This is a genomic window from Gordonia sp. (in: high G+C Gram-positive bacteria) (assembly GCF_047600565.1).
Taxonomy (GTDB): Bacteria; Actinomycetota; Actinomycetes; order Mycobacteriales; family Mycobacteriaceae; genus Gordonia.
Window position 1 is genome coordinate 690,448 of record NZ_JASGKN010000001.1, and the last position, 12,550, is coordinate 702,997.

Annotated in this window: 15 protein-coding genes and 1 pseudogene; 10 read left to right on the forward strand and 6 right to left on the reverse strand. The window is 67.9% G+C overall.

The features are described from left to right. Positions 1–14 precede the first annotated feature (14 nt). The gene (locus QM774_RS03345; RefSeq protein ID WP_414974534.1) at positions 15–398 is read left to right on the forward strand and encodes a hypothetical protein; all 384 of its coding nucleotides are present in this window, start codon (positions 15–17) and stop codon (positions 396–398) included. Between the two features lie 198 nt (positions 399–596). Continuing rightward, complete coding sequence (locus tag QM774_RS03350; protein WP_414974535.1) at positions 597–1,583, forward strand: TerC family protein; 987 nt, start codon at positions 597–599, stop codon at positions 1,581–1,583. 15 nt (positions 1,584–1,598) lie between these two features. On the opposite strand, the gene QM774_RS03355 is transcribed toward QM774_RS03350, so the two are convergent. Next, on the reverse strand, positions 1,599–1,877 hold the full coding sequence (locus QM774_RS03355; protein ID WP_414974536.1) for a YciI family protein: 279 nt from the start codon (positions 1,875–1,877) through the stop codon (positions 1,599–1,601). A 26-nt stretch (positions 1,878–1,903) separates the two neighbouring features. After that, positions 1,904–2,446 (reverse strand): amino-acid N-acetyltransferase, encoded by a 543-nt coding sequence (locus QM774_RS03360; protein WP_414974537.1) that lies wholly within the window; start codon positions 2,444–2,446, stop codon positions 1,904–1,906. A 75-nt stretch (positions 2,447–2,521) separates the two neighbouring features. Between QM774_RS03360 and pgsA the strand changes: the two genes are divergently transcribed. The 7 genes from pgsA (at position 2,522) to QM774_RS03395 (ending at position 7,519) form a co-directional block, all read left to right on the forward strand. Beyond that, positions 2,522–3,118 (forward strand): CDP-diacylglycerol--glycerol-3-phosphate 3-phosphatidyltransferase, encoded by a 597-nt coding sequence (gene pgsA / locus QM774_RS03365; protein WP_414974538.1) that lies wholly within the window; start codon positions 2,522–2,524, stop codon positions 3,116–3,118. A gap of 151 nt (positions 3,119–3,269) precedes the next feature. Continuing rightward, positions 3,270–3,560: a helix-turn-helix domain-containing protein gene (locus QM774_RS03370; RefSeq protein WP_414974539.1), complete on the forward strand. Its 291-nt coding sequence runs from the start codon at positions 3,270–3,272 to the stop codon at positions 3,558–3,560. 19 nt (positions 3,561–3,579) lie between these two features. Then, entirely contained in the window at positions 3,580–4,386 is an 807-nt protein-coding gene (locus QM774_RS03375; protein ID WP_414974540.1) for a PspA/IM30 family protein, read from the forward strand. Beyond that, on the forward strand, positions 4,383–5,576 hold the full coding sequence (locus QM774_RS03380) for a glycosyltransferase (protein ID WP_414976575.1): 1,194 nt from the start codon (positions 4,383–4,385) through the stop codon (positions 5,574–5,576). The genes QM774_RS03375 and QM774_RS03380 overlap by 4 nt, the downstream gene beginning before the upstream one ends. Further along, the gene (locus QM774_RS03385) at positions 5,573–5,767 is read left to right on the forward strand and encodes a DUF3046 domain-containing protein (RefSeq protein ID WP_414976576.1); all 195 of its coding nucleotides are present in this window, start codon (positions 5,573–5,575) and stop codon (positions 5,765–5,767) included. Before QM774_RS03380 ends, QM774_RS03385 begins: the two co-directional genes overlap by 4 nt. 211 nt (positions 5,768–5,978) lie before the next feature. Then, positions 5,979–7,022, forward strand: coding sequence for a recombinase RecA (recA, locus tag QM774_RS03390; RefSeq protein WP_414974541.1), 1,044 nt, complete (start codon positions 5,979–5,981; stop codon positions 7,020–7,022). A gap of 8 nt (positions 7,023–7,030) precedes the next feature. Then, positions 7,031–7,519: a regulatory protein RecX gene (locus tag QM774_RS03395; protein WP_414974542.1), complete on the forward strand. Its 489-nt coding sequence runs from the start codon at positions 7,031–7,033 to the stop codon at positions 7,517–7,519. 9 nt (positions 7,520–7,528) lie between these two features. On the opposite strand, the gene QM774_RS03400 is transcribed toward QM774_RS03395, so the two are convergent. The 4 genes and pseudogenes from QM774_RS03400 to QM774_RS03415 form a co-directional block, all read right to left on the reverse strand. Then, positions 7,529–8,449, reverse strand: coding sequence for an amino acid ABC transporter permease (locus tag QM774_RS03400; RefSeq protein WP_414974543.1), 921 nt, complete (start codon positions 8,447–8,449; stop codon positions 7,529–7,531). After that, positions 8,446–9,129 (reverse strand): amino acid ABC transporter permease, encoded by a 684-nt coding sequence (locus tag QM774_RS03405; RefSeq protein ID WP_414974544.1) that lies wholly within the window; start codon positions 9,127–9,129, stop codon positions 8,446–8,448. Before QM774_RS03405 ends, QM774_RS03400 begins: the two co-directional genes overlap by 4 nt. Further along, positions 9,126–10,122 (reverse strand): annotated as a pseudogene (locus QM774_RS03410) (glutamate ABC transporter substrate-binding protein). Before QM774_RS03410 ends, QM774_RS03405 begins: the two are co-directional and overlap by 4 nt. A gap of 1 nt (position 10,123) precedes the next feature. Next, complete coding sequence (locus QM774_RS03415) at positions 10,124–10,852, reverse strand: amino acid ABC transporter ATP-binding protein (protein WP_414976577.1); 729 nt, start codon at positions 10,850–10,852, stop codon at positions 10,124–10,126. 140 nt (positions 10,853–10,992) lie between these two features. Between QM774_RS03415 and miaB the strand changes: the two genes are divergently transcribed. Next, positions 10,993–12,534: a tRNA (N6-isopentenyl adenosine(37)-C2)-methylthiotransferase MiaB gene (gene miaB, locus QM774_RS03420; RefSeq protein ID WP_414974545.1), complete on the forward strand. Its 1,542-nt coding sequence runs from the start codon at positions 10,993–10,995 to the stop codon at positions 12,532–12,534. Positions 12,535–12,550: the final 16 nt, after the last annotated feature.

Below are 12,550 nucleotides of genomic sequence, written 5' to 3' on the forward strand. Positions count from 1 at the left end.
GGGATACTGGAGTCATGCTGAAGAAGACGGCGACCATCCTGGTCGCGACGGGACTGGCCGCCTCGATCGCGGCGTGCTCGAGCCACGACGAGGCGAAAGACGAGCCGGTGGGTGGGAACGTGATCGCTCCGGTCACGATGAGCGTCGGCGACCTTCCCGGCCGGACCGTCGGACTCAAGGTCGGACAGGTGCTGAACATCAACGTGGATCGTCCCGTCGACGCCTATCGGGGTGACGTCGCAGATACCGCGGTGGCGACGTTCACCGCGGGACGGGTCGATCAGACCGCGACCTTCAACCCGGGGATCAACGCGGTGGCACCCGGAAGCACCGCGGTGACGTTGAGTGCGGACGGGATCGCGCCGATCGCCTTCACCGTCACCGTCACTCCGCGCTGAGCCACGCCGCATCCGGTAGAGTGAGACGCGATTGAAGGGGAGTATCCCCTCGACGGCGTCTCGTCAGTACGGCGCCGCGAACCCCGGACGCCGATCGTCCGGTCGCCGCGGAGCCCGGGACGCCGGCCCGCCCGGAGACGCTCCGGGCCGGGTGGGAGAGACCTTCAGCACCGCTGCTATGCGCGCTGAAGGATATCCATGGACGTCTCCGTACTCACCTGGCTGATCACCGTCGGAGTGATCGCCGCCCTGTTCGTCTTCGACTTCGTCACCCACGTCCGGGTGCCGCACGAACCCACGCTCCGCGAGTCCGGATTCTGGACTCTCGTCTACATCGGCATCGCCGTCGTCTTCGGACTGTTCGTGTGGTGGCAGTGGGGCGGCACCTATTCCGGTGAGTTCTTCGCCGGCTACGTCACCGAGAAGGCGCTCTCGGTGGACAACCTGTTCGTCTTCGTCATCATCATGGCGAAGTTCGCGGTACCGCGCGTCTACCAGCAGAAGGTGCTGCTGCTGGGCATCGTGATGGCGCTGGTGCTGCGCGGCGTCTTCATCGCCGTCGGCGCCGCGGCCATCGCCGCCTACAGCTGGGTGTTCTACCTGTTCGGTCTGTTCCTGATCCTCACCGCCGTCAAACTCCTGACCGAGAGCGACGAACCGGTGGAGCACGAACGCGAGCGGGAGGGCCGGGTCGAGCGCTTCGCCAAGCGCTTCCTGCGCACCACCGACACCTACGACGGCGACCGCCTGTTCACCCGCGTCGGCGGACGCGCGATGGCGACGCCGCTGATGATCGTGCTGGTCGTCATCGGCTTCACCGACGTCCTGTTCGCCCTCGACTCGATCCCGGCGATCTACGGCCTCACCCAGGAGCCGTATCTGGTGTTCGCGGCCAACGCCTTCGCCTTGATGGGCCTGCGCCAGCTGTACTTCCTGATCGGCGGACTCCTCGACAAGCTGATCTACCTGTCGTACGGACTCTCGCTGATCCTGGCGTTCATCGGCGTGAAGCTGGTGCTGCACGCCCTGCACGAGAACACGCTGGGCTTCATCAACGGCGGCCACCACGTGCCGGTCCCGGAGATCTCGACACCGGTCAGTCTCGGGTTCATCGGCGTCACGCTGGTGGTGACGACGGTGGCCAGCCTGGTCGTCACGCGCCGGCGGGAACGCCGGGCGACGTAGTCGCCGGAGATCCGGTCAGAACGGGCCGTACACCTGCGTCCAGGCGGTGATGCGCGTGGCGCCGATCGCCCCGACCAGAGCGAACGGGTCGGTCGCGAGGTAGTCGGCGACGGCCTGTTCGTCGTCGGCGGCGATCATCAGCAGCGCCCCGGTGCCGTCGGCGTACGGACCGGACAGCAGCACCCGGCCGGCCTCGTGGCCCTCGCCGAGGAATCGGCGATGCGCGGGACGGTGTTCGTCCCGGAGGGCGGCGGCAGCCGGGTCGTAGGTGTATTCGACGGCGAACGTCGGCATGGTCGTGCTCCTCGGGGATCGGGCGGTCAGGGTCGCAGGACGGCGAGCATGCGGGTGTTGCCCAGCGTGTTCGGCTTCACGAAGCTCAGATCCAGGAACTCGGCGACACCGGTGTCGTACGAGCGGCACATCTCCTCGTACACCTCATGGGAGACCGGCGTCCCCTCGATCTCGGTGAAGCCGTGCCGGCTGAAGAAGTCGACCTCGAAGGTCAGCACGAACACCCGCTCGAGTTCGAGTTCGTGAGCCACACGGAGCAGCTGCGAGACGATCCGGTGCCCGACGCCCTGACCGGACACGTCCGGGTGCACGGCCACCGTGCGCACCTCGCCGAGGTCGGCCCACATGACGTGCAGTGCACCGCAGCCGACGACGTCGCCGTCCGAGTCCGCCGCCACCCAGAACTCCTGGACGCTCTCATAGAGCGTGACCAGGTTCTTGCCGAGCAGGATCTTGCCGGCGTAGATGTCGATGAGCTCCTTGATCCGCGGGACGTCGGAGGTCCGGGCGCGGCGCACCGTGACACCGGAGGCGTCGGCGGAGGGTGTGGCGGCGGGCTCGGCGGACATGGAAGACCACAATAGTCCTCACCCGTCTCGTGCCCACGGTCACCGGGCGGGTGGTGCGGCAGATAGGCTGAGGGCGTGAGTGAATCCGTGCGCGATGCGACCGGCTCCGGCGCCGTCGTGCCCGTGGTCAACGTGGCGAACGCGCTCACCGTCTTCCGGATCGTCCTGGTGCCCGTCTTCGTGGTGCTCCTGTTCGTCGACTCCGGCCACTCGACGCCGTGGCGGATCGCGGCGTTCGTGGTCTTCGCGGTCGCCGCCGTCACCGATCAGCTCGACGGCAGGATCGCGCGGTCGCGCGGTCTGGTCACCGACTTCGGCAAACTGGCCGACCCGATCGCGGACAAGGCGCTCATCGGCGCCGCCCTCCTGGGGCTGTCGATCCTCGGACTGCTGCCGTGGTGGATGACGGTGGTCGTCCTGGTGCGCGAGATCGGTGTGACGCTCCTGCGGTTCTGGGTGGTGCGGCACGGCGTGATCGCCGCATCTCAGGGCGGCAAACTCAAGACCATGCTGCAGTCGATCGCCATCGGACTGCTGATCCTGCCGATCGGCGGAGCGGTGCACACCGTCGCCATGGTGCTGATGTACGCGGCGGTCGCCGTCACCGTCGTGACCGGCCTCGATTACGTCTACCGGGCCCTGGTCCTGCGCCGCGGAGCGGGCGAGGACTGAAATTCTTTTCCCCGGCGGGAACAAGCCGCGAGTACGGGGAGTTTACCGTAGTGGTGCCTGCGGCGCACCGCGCCGAATTCGACTAGTGTCGACGACACAGGAGTCGGCGCGGCCCGCCGCGGGCACGACGACCCTTGAAGGAGGAACAGGCGTGGCGATTCTCTTGCGTGAAGCCATCGGCGATCAACTGCGTCGTGTCCGTACGGACCAGGGACGCACCCTGCGTGAGGTGTCCACCTCGGCGCGGGTGTCGCTGGGCTACCTGTCCGAGGTCGAGCGCGGCCAGAAGGAGGCGTCGAGCGAACTGCTCGCCGCCATCTGCGACGCCCTCGACGTCCCCATCGGCGACGTGCTCACCGAGGTCGGCCGGGCGTTGTCGCCGGTCGTCATCGACGTGATCCCCGCCGACGCGACTGCCGCGGCCGAGCTGGTCGCGGCCTGAGGTCAAGGAAGAAGAAGGCATGGCCAATCCGTTCGTGAAGGCGTGGAAGTACCTGACCGCCTGGGGCAACGACACGATCGACCAGAAGGCGGACCCGCGGATCCAGATCCAGCAGGCCGTCGAAGACGCGCAGCGTCAGCATCAGGCACTGTCCCAGCAGGCCGCCGCCGTCATCGGCAATCAGCGGCAGTTGGAGATGCGGCTCAATCGGCAGCTCGAGGAGATCGAGAAGCTCCAGGGCAACGTCCGGCAGGCACTGACCCTCTCCGATCAGGCCGCGGCCGCCGGAGACACCAAGAAGGCCACCGAGTACACCAATGCGGCCGAGGCCTTCGCGGCTCAGCTGGTGACGGCCGAGCAGAACGTGGAGGACCTGAAGGTTCTGCACGACCAGTCGCTGACTGCGGCGGAGCAGGCCAAGGCCGCCGTCGAACGGAACGCGACCGCCCTGCAGGGCACGCTCGCCGAGCGGACCAAACTGCTCAGCCAGCTCGAGCAGGCCAAGATGCAGGAGCAGGTCAGCAAGTCCCTCAACCAGGTGAGTGAGCTGTCCGCGCCCGGCAACACCCCGAGCCTGGATCAGGTGCGCGAGAAGATCGAGCAGCGCTACGCCAACGCCCTCGGGTCGGCCGAACTGGCGCAGAACTCGGTGCACGGCCGCATGGCCGAGATCGAGCAGGCCAACGTACAGATGGCCGGCCATGCACGTCTCGAACAGATTCGCGCCGACATGAATCAGCTGCCGACCGGTGCCGCCCAGGCGCAGGTGGAGGCCGGCGGCACGACGGCCGCCGCCGCGAAGAAGACCAAGGCCGCCGAGAACTGAGCCGTATCGCCCTGGTCGCGGGCTCGGACGCCGGACATGCCTTCCCGGCGCTCGGCTTGGCGGCCGCATTGCAGTCCGCGGGACACGAGACCGTCGTCTACACCGGTACCGGCTGGACCGACGTCGCCGCCCGGCGGGGCCTGACCGTCCGGGAACTGCCCGGTCTGGCGGTGCGGGACGACGAAGACGACACCGACGCCGGTGCCAAGCTGAGCAGCCGTGCCGCCCGCATGGCCGTCGAACTGGCGCCCCGCATCGCGGTCGACGACGTCGACCTGGTGATCGGCGACGTCATCACCGTCGCCGGGGGATGGGCCGCAGAACTCGCCGGCATCCCGTGGATCGAGCTGTCTCCGCACCCGCTCTACGACCAGTCGCGCGCACTCCCGCCGATCGGTGCCGGTCTGGAAGCCGGCACCGGCGTGCGTGGACGTCTGCGCGACCTGTCGCTGCGCGCGCTGAGCGCGCCCGCCCGGGCTCGTGGCCGGGCCCAGCGCCGCGCGGCACGCCGGGGGATCGGGCTGACCCCCGACCCGTCGCCGGCCGCGCGGTTCGTCGCCACCCTCCCGGGGCTGGAGGTGCCGCGCCCCGACTGGCCGCCGCACACGCACCTGGTCGGGCCGCTGTTCTTCGAACCCACCGACGCCGAGTTCGCGATCCCGCCGGGCCCCGGACCGCTCGTCCTGGTGTGCCCGTCGACGGCGCAGACCGGATCCGGCGATCTCGGCCCCGCGGCGCTCGCGGCGCTGGCCGCGCTGCAGCGTGGCGGCCCCGTCCGCGTCGTGTGGTCGGCGCTGCAACCGCCGTCGGCCGGCGGGGCGGTGCCCGACGGCCTGGTGACCGGGCCCGGCCGTCAGGATCTCGCCCTCGCCGACGCCGATCTGGCGATCTGCGGATCGGGTCACGGCATGCTCGCCAAGGCGTTGAGCGCCGGTGTTCCCGTCGTGACCGTGCCGGGCGGTGGCGACCAGTGGGAACTGGCGTGCCGCGTGCAGCGGGCCGGTGCCGGCGTACCGGTCCGGCCGGTGACCGCCGACGCCGTCGCCGACGCGGTGACACGGGTCCTCGGCGACGATGCGTATCGCGCCGCCGCACGGCGAGTGGGGGACACGGCGGCGGCGACCGAGGATCCGGTCGAACTCGTGCATCGAGTCCTCGACGACAGGCGAGGAGCGACGACATGGGAATGAGACTGACCGAGTTCACCGAGATGATGCATCTCGAGTTCGGGCAGCGCACCGCCGACGCCATGCTGGTCGACCACGTGATCGTCGACCTCGGTGGGCGCACCGGTGCGCAGGCCATCGACGACGGCGTGGACCCGCGGATCGTATGGCGTGCGCTCTGCCGCGACTTCGACGTGCCGCCCGAACGCTGGTAGTCCGGCGGACCGCGGCTTCGTCGGCGACACGCGTCGGCGTGTCGCTTGCAATCGAACATCCGTTCGGTCAACCTGGGATGGAACCGAACACCGATTCGGTGCGTCAAATACATACCAGGGCGACCCCGCCCGAACCCGGATCAGCTCGATTGTCGTAGGCGGCTTCTACGGTGTGGGCACACCCGGCAATCAGCAGAACGTAGGAGACACCATGGCACTGTCAGCGGATCGCGAGAAGGCACTCGACCTGGCTCTCGCACAGATCGAGAAGAACTACGGCAAGGGCTCGGTCATGCGACTGGGCGAGGACGATCGCCCGCCGATGGAGGTCATTCCGACCGGCAGCGTCGCCCTCGACATCGCCCTCGGCGTGGGCGGTCTGCCCCGTGGCCGCGTCGTGGAGATCTACGGCCCGGAATCGTCGGGTAAGACCACCGTCGCCCTGCACGCGGTCGCCAACGCCCAGGCCGCCGGAGGCGTCGCCGCCTTCATCGACGCCGAGCACGCGCTCGATCCCGAGTACGCCGCCAAGCTGGGCGTCGACGTCGACGCCCTGCTCGTGTCGCAGCCGGACACCGGTGAGCAGGCACTGGAGATCGCGGACATGCTGATCCGCTCCGGCGCACTGGACATCCTGGTCATCGACTCGGTGGCCGCCCTGGTGCCCAAGGCCGAGATCGAGGGCGAGATGGGCGACAGCCATGTCGGCCTGCAGGCCCGACTGATGAGCCAGGCGCTCCGCAAGATGACCTCGGGCCTGAACAACTCGAACACCACCGCCATCTTCATCAACCAGCTGCGCGAGAAGATCGGCGTCATGTTCGGCTCGCCGGAGACCACCACCGGTGGCAAGGCGCTCAAGTTCTACGCGTCGGTCCGCCTGGACGTGCGCCGCATCGAGACGCTCAAGGACGGCACCGACGCGGTCGGCAACCGCACCCGCGTCAAGGTCGTCAAGAACAAGGTGGCCCCGCCGTTCAAGCAGGCCGAGTTCGACATCCTGTACGGCCACGGCATCAGCCGGGAGGGCTCGCTGATCGACCTCGGCGTCGCCGAGGGCTTCATCCGCAAGTCCGGCTCCTGGTTCACCTATGAAGGCGACCAGCTGGGTCAGGGCAAGGAGAACGCCCGCAACTTCCTGCTCGAGAACCCGGACATCGCGGCCGAGATCGAACTCAAGATCAAGAGCAAGCTGGGTGTCGGACCGGATCTGACCGGGCTCGACGAGCCCGTCGCAGCTCCGGTCGAGTTCTGACCGGAGCCATGACCGAGGGTCCGAGCGCCTGGGATGCCGCACTGCGGCTCCTGGGCGTTCGGGCGCGCAGTCGTTCCGAGATGGCCGAGCGGCTGCTGCGCCGCGGATTCGAGACCGACGAGGTCGCCGACGTGCTGGTGCGGCTCGACGCGGCCGGCCTGCTCGACGACGCCGAATTCGCCCACGAATGGGTGCAGTCCCGATCCCGCCATTCCGGTCGGGGACGGGTCGCGCTGCGCCGTGAACTCCGGACAAAAGGCGTCGCGGACCACACGGTGGACGAGGCGCTCTCCGGGATCGATCCCGCCGACGAACGCGCCCAGGCACTCGAACTGGCCGCCAAGAAGCTGCGGACCGCGAACCTCGACCTCAACGACCACGCCGACCGGACCAAGGCCTATCGCCGTCTCGCCGGCGTCCTCGGACGCCGTGGCTATCCGGCCGACGTGATCTCCGGTGTGGTCGCCGAGGTCATCGGCGACGCCCGCCGCACCTGACCCCGACCGTCACAGATTCGGCTTGCCGGGGGCGTGGGCGCTGCCGCTGAACCCGGGAACGTTGGCCATCGCCTTCAGGTCGGCGACATCCGGATCGGGCGCCTCGGTCTTGCGGCGCCCTTCACGCAATCGCTTCTCCAGATAGTTCGCCAGGCCGGTGAGCGCGAAGTTGATGACGATCATGATCGCCGCCACCACCAGCAGCGCCGGCAGATAGTTTCCGTAGAACGACGCCGACTTCAAACCGGACCGGACCACTTCCACATAGCCGAAGGCGTAGCCCAGGGCGCTGTCCTTCAACGCGATCACCATCTGCGCGATCAACGCCGGCAGCATGGCGGTCACCGCCTGGGGGAGCAGCACCAGCATCATCGTCTGCGTCTTGCGCAAGCCGATCGACTGCGCGGCCTCGGTCTGCCCCTTCGGCAGCGACTTGATACCGGCACGGAGGATCTCCGCGATCACCGAGCCGTTGTAGATGGTCAGACCGAACACCACCGCGGCGAACGCCAGCCACTGCGACGGGAAGACCGCGTAGTGCGCGAACAGGTAGTACGCGAAGAACATCAGCACCAGCACCGGAATGGAGCGGAAGACCTCCACCAGCAGACCGCTGATCGTGCGCACCCAGCGGTGGTCGGAGAGTCGCCCGATGCCCAGCACTGTGCCCAGGATGATCGCGAGCACGATCGACAACGCCGCCGCGGCGAGCGTGCCCAGCAGGCCGGGCAGCAACCAGGTGGTCCAGGTGCTCGGCTTCACGAACGGTGACCACTTCTCGGAGGTCATCTGCCCGTTGCGAGCCAGAATCGTCACGATCCAGGCGATCAGCGCCACGATCGCGACCGTGAACACGCCCGCGATGATCCTGTTGCGGATCGTCGCCTTCGGCCCCGGAGCGTCGTAGAGGACCGTTGCCTGTGTACTCATCGCTTCACCGTCCATCGCTTGGCCGCCCAGCCGAAGGCGGCGCCCTCGAGGAGCGTGATGATCATGAATCCGGCGGCGATGATCGCGAAGATCGCCAGGATCTCGGCCGAGTAGTTCTCCAGCTCTTCCTTCATCAGCAGCGACGCCTCGGCCACACCGATCACCGAGGCGATCGTGGTGTTCTTCGTCAGAGCGATCAGCACCGAGCCCATCGGTGCGATCACGGCCCGCAACGCCTGCGGCAACACGATCGTCCCGAAGGTCTGGGTGAAGCCCAGACCGATCGACCGGGCGGCCTCCGCCTGACCGATCGGCACCGTGTTGAACCCGGCGCGCAACGTCTCACAGACGAACGTCGACGTGTAGAGGATGAAGCCCAGGACGGCGAGCCGGAAGTTGTTGCTCGCGATGAAGTCGGGCCCCTCCTTGGCCAGGGCCAGACCGAGCTGCTGGTACAGGCCCATCGAACAGATCAGGACGATCAGGGTGAGCGGCGTGTTGCGCACGATGTTGACGTAGGCGGTGGCGAACCAGCGCATCACCGGCACCGGCGACACCTTCATGCCGGCCAGGACCACGCCCAGGATCAGCGAGCCGATCGCCGACCAGAACGTCAACTGAATGGTCATCCAGAACGCGGGCCACAGCTGCGGCCCCATGTCACTCCAGAGCTCGCTCATTTGCCACCTCCTGCCGGGCACGGCGTCGGCTCGGAATCGAGGAAGCTCAGATTCCCCGGCTCCGGCGTGAACTTGTACAGCGAACCCGGGGCGGCGGCCCGAGCGGCCCACTCGTCGACGGCCTGATCGCCCAGGTTCTTCCGGAGAGCGTCCTCCCACGGGGAGCGGGCCGCACCGGCGGGCACCGTCATCATGGCGCGCAGCGCGTCGTTGACCGCGGCCACCGCGTCCGGATAGTTCTTGGCCATGCCGACGCCGTAGTACTCCGTCGAGAACGGGGTGCCGGCGGTCTTCCAGGGCATCCTTGACGCAGGTGTCGTGCGGGTACGTCATCGGCACCAGCTTGAACTCGTCGGCCCACCGGCTCGAATACCCGGCCAGAATCGTCTCGTCGGTGGTGAGCGCGTCCACCTTGCTGCGGCGGACACCCTCCACACACGACGAATAGGAGTCGTACTGCTGGAGCTGCACGCCCGGCAACTGTGCCTTCACATTCTGCGCGGAGGTCGAGCCGGCCGCGGAACAGAGTTTGCGGCCGTTCTCCAGGTCGGTCAGCTGGTTCAGGCTCGAATCGTCCTTGCGCGCCATCAGCCCCTGATAGGTGATGAAATACGGTCCGGCGAAGTCGACCTCCTTCGCGCGGCTCGTGGTGATCGAGTAGGTGGCGGCGATCGTGTCGACCTCACCGTTGCGGATGAACGTCTCCCGCTGCGCGGAGGGCGTCTCCTTCCACGTGATCGCCGGCTCGGGCACCCCCAACTGTCCGGCGATGTGCCCGACGATGAACCGGTTGACGTCGGCGTCGAAGCCGGTGATCTCGCCGCCGGGATTCTGCAGGCCCAGACCGGGCTGGTCGTACTTGGTGCCCAGCACGACGTGACCGGCTCGGATGTCCTCGAGCAGGTTCCGGGGCTGCGAACTGCCACAGGCGCTGAGCGCCGGTGCGACGGCGGCGAGCGCGACCGTCGCCGCGATCAGACTCCTCAGACGCATGTCAGTGCCCCAGGATCTTCGACAGGAAGTCCTTGGCGCGGTCGGACTCCGGGTTCGAGAAGAAGCTCTCCGGATCGGTGTCTTCGACGATCGCACCGTCGGCCATGAACAGGATGCGGTCGGCGGCCTTGCGGGCGAAGCCCATCTCGTGGGTCACCACCACCATCGTCATGCCCTCCTTGGCGAGGGACACCATCACGTCGAGGACCTCACTGACCATCTCGGGGTCCAGGGCCGAGGTCGGCTCGTCGAACAGCATCACCTTCGGCGACATCGCCAGGGACCGGGCGATCGCCACGCGCTGCTGCTGCCCGCCGGAGAGCTGCGCGGGATACTTGTCCTTCTGCGTCGCCACGCCGACACGGTCGAGCAGCTCGACCGCCTTCTTCTCGGCGTCGGCCTTGCTCTCCTTGCGGACCTTGATCGGACCCAGGGTCACGTTCTGCAGGATCGTCTTGTGGGCGAACAGATTGAACGACTGGAAGACCATGCCCACATCGGCGCGCAGACGTGCCAGGTCCTTGCCCTCCGACGGCAGCAGTTCGCCCTCGATGCGGATCTCGCCGGAGTCGATCGGTTCGAGCCGGTTGATGGTTCGGCACAGCGTGGACTTACCGGATCCGGACGGTCCGAGAACCACCACGACCTGGCCTTTCGGGATCTGCAGGGTGATGTCCTTGAGGACATGCAGATCGCCGTAATGCTTCTGCACGTCCGTCATGGCGATCATCGGGGTATCGCTCGAAGCTGTCATGGCACCGAACCCTAGTCAGACATATCGCCGATGTCTCAGGGACGTCGAAACCATTGACGCAATCGCAACACCCGGTGGCCGGACAGCCGATTTGCGTGCCGCCGTACCCTGGAAGGGTGACGAACGGGATCGAAGAGCGCACACCGGAAGGGGCGCGGTCGTACGCGGTGCGCACCTACGGGTGCCAGATGAACGTGCATGATTCCGAACGCATCTCCGGTCTCCTCGAGGACGCCGGTTACGTCCGCGCCCAGGACGGCGACGACGCCGACCTGGTGGTCTTCAACACGTGCGCGATCCGCGAGAACGCCGACAACAAGCTGTACGGCAACCTGTCGCACCTCGCGCCGGTCAAGAGCCGTCGCCCGGGCATGCAGATCGCGGTCGGAGGCTGCCTGGCGCAGAAGGACAAGGACACCGTTCTGTCCAAGGCTCCGTGGGTGGACGTCGTCTTCGGCACCCACAACATCGGGTCGCTGCCGGTCCTGCTCGAACGGGCCCGGCACAACGACGCTGCCCAGGTCGAGATCCTCGACTCGCTGGAGAACTTCCCGTCGACGCTGCCGGCCAAACGCGAATCGGCGTACTCCGGCTGGGTGTCGGTGTCCGTCGGCTGCAACAACACCTGCACGTTCTGCATCGTGCCGTCGCTGCGAGGCAAGGAGGTCGACCGCCGGCCGGGTGACGTCCTGGCCGAAGTGCAGGCACTCGTGGACCAGGGCGTCCTGGAGGTGACCCTGCTCGGCCAGAACGTCAACGCCTACGGCATGTCGTTCGCCGATCCGGAGATCGACCGGAACCGTGGCGCATTCGCCGAACTGCTGCGCGCGTGCGGCGAGATCGACGGGCTCGAACGGGTCCGGTTCACCTCACCGCATCCCGCCGAGTTCACCGACGACGTGATCGAGGCGATGGCCCAGACACCGAACGTGTGCCCGCAACTGCACATGCCGCTCCAGTCCGGCTCGGATCGCGTCCTGCGCGCGATGCGGCGCAGCTACCGCAAGACCAGGTTCCTGGGCATCCTCGACCGGGTCCGCGAGGCGATGCCGCATGCGGCGATCACCACCGACATCATCGTCGGGTTCCCAGGCGAGACCGAGGAGGACTTCGCCGAGACGCTCGACGTGGTGCAGCGCGCCCGGTTCTCCAGCGCCTTCACCTTCCAGTACTCGCCGCGACCCGGCACCCCGGCCGCGACGATGGACGACCAGGTGCCCCCTGAGGTCGTCAAGGATCGCTATCAGCGCCTCATCGCACTGCAGGAACGCATCTGCCTGGAAGCCAATCAGGAACTGGTCGGCACCGACGCCGAACTCCTGGTCGTCGCCGACGAGGGACGCAAGAGCGCGGCGACCGGCCGCCTGACCGGCCGTGCCCGCGACGGGCGCCTGGTCCACTTCCGCGCCGACGGGGCGGCGGCCGCGGCGATCCGTCCCGGTGACATCGTGACGACCACGATCACCGAGGGCGCCCCCCACCACCTCATCGCCGACGGACCGATCACCGGTCACCGCCGTACCCGCGCCGGCGACGCCTACGAACAGGGCAGCACGCCGACCACCGCCCCGGTGGGCGTCGGACTGGGCCTGCCCACTCTCGGACGACGCGACCTGCCCGAGCCCGTGAACGCCTGCGGCAGCGGCGGGTGTGGGTGAGACGAGGAACCATGAC

Bases quoted from the DNA above. Each gene is read 5' to 3' on its own strand.
- QM774_RS03345 (WP_414974534.1), top strand. From the start codon at position 15: ATGCTGAAGAAGACGGCGACCATCCTGGTCGCGACGGGACTGGCCGCC.
- QM774_RS03350 (WP_414974535.1), top strand. From the start codon at position 597: ATGGACGTCTCCGTACTCACCTGGCTGATCACCGTCGGAGTGATCGCC.
- QM774_RS03355 (WP_414974536.1), bottom strand. From the start codon at position 1,877: ATGCCGACGTTCGCCGTCGAATACACCTACGACCCGGCTGCCGCCGCC.
- QM774_RS03360 (WP_414974537.1), bottom strand. From the start codon at position 2,446: ATGTCCGCCGAGCCCGCCGCCACACCCTCCGCCGACGCCTCCGGTGTC.
- QM774_RS03375 (WP_414974540.1), top strand. From the start codon at position 3,580: ATGGCCAATCCGTTCGTGAAGGCGTGGAAGTACCTGACCGCCTGGGGC.
- QM774_RS03385 (WP_414976576.1), top strand. From the start codon at position 5,573: ATGAGACTGACCGAGTTCACCGAGATGATGCATCTCGAGTTCGGGCAG.
- recA (WP_414974541.1), top strand. From the start codon at position 5,979: ATGGCACTGTCAGCGGATCGCGAGAAGGCACTCGACCTGGCTCTCGCA.
- QM774_RS03395 (WP_414974542.1), top strand. From the start codon at position 7,031: ATGACCGAGGGTCCGAGCGCCTGGGATGCCGCACTGCGGCTCCTGGGC.
- QM774_RS03400 (WP_414974543.1), bottom strand. From the start codon at position 8,449: ATGAGTACACAGGCAACGGTCCTCTACGACGCTCCGGGGCCGAAGGCG.
- QM774_RS03405 (WP_414974544.1), bottom strand. From the start codon at position 9,129: ATGAGCGAGCTCTGGAGTGACATGGGGCCGCAGCTGTGGCCCGCGTTC.
- QM774_RS03415 (WP_414976577.1), bottom strand. From the start codon at position 10,852: ATGATCGCCATGACGGACGTGCAGAAGCATTACGGCGATCTGCATGTC.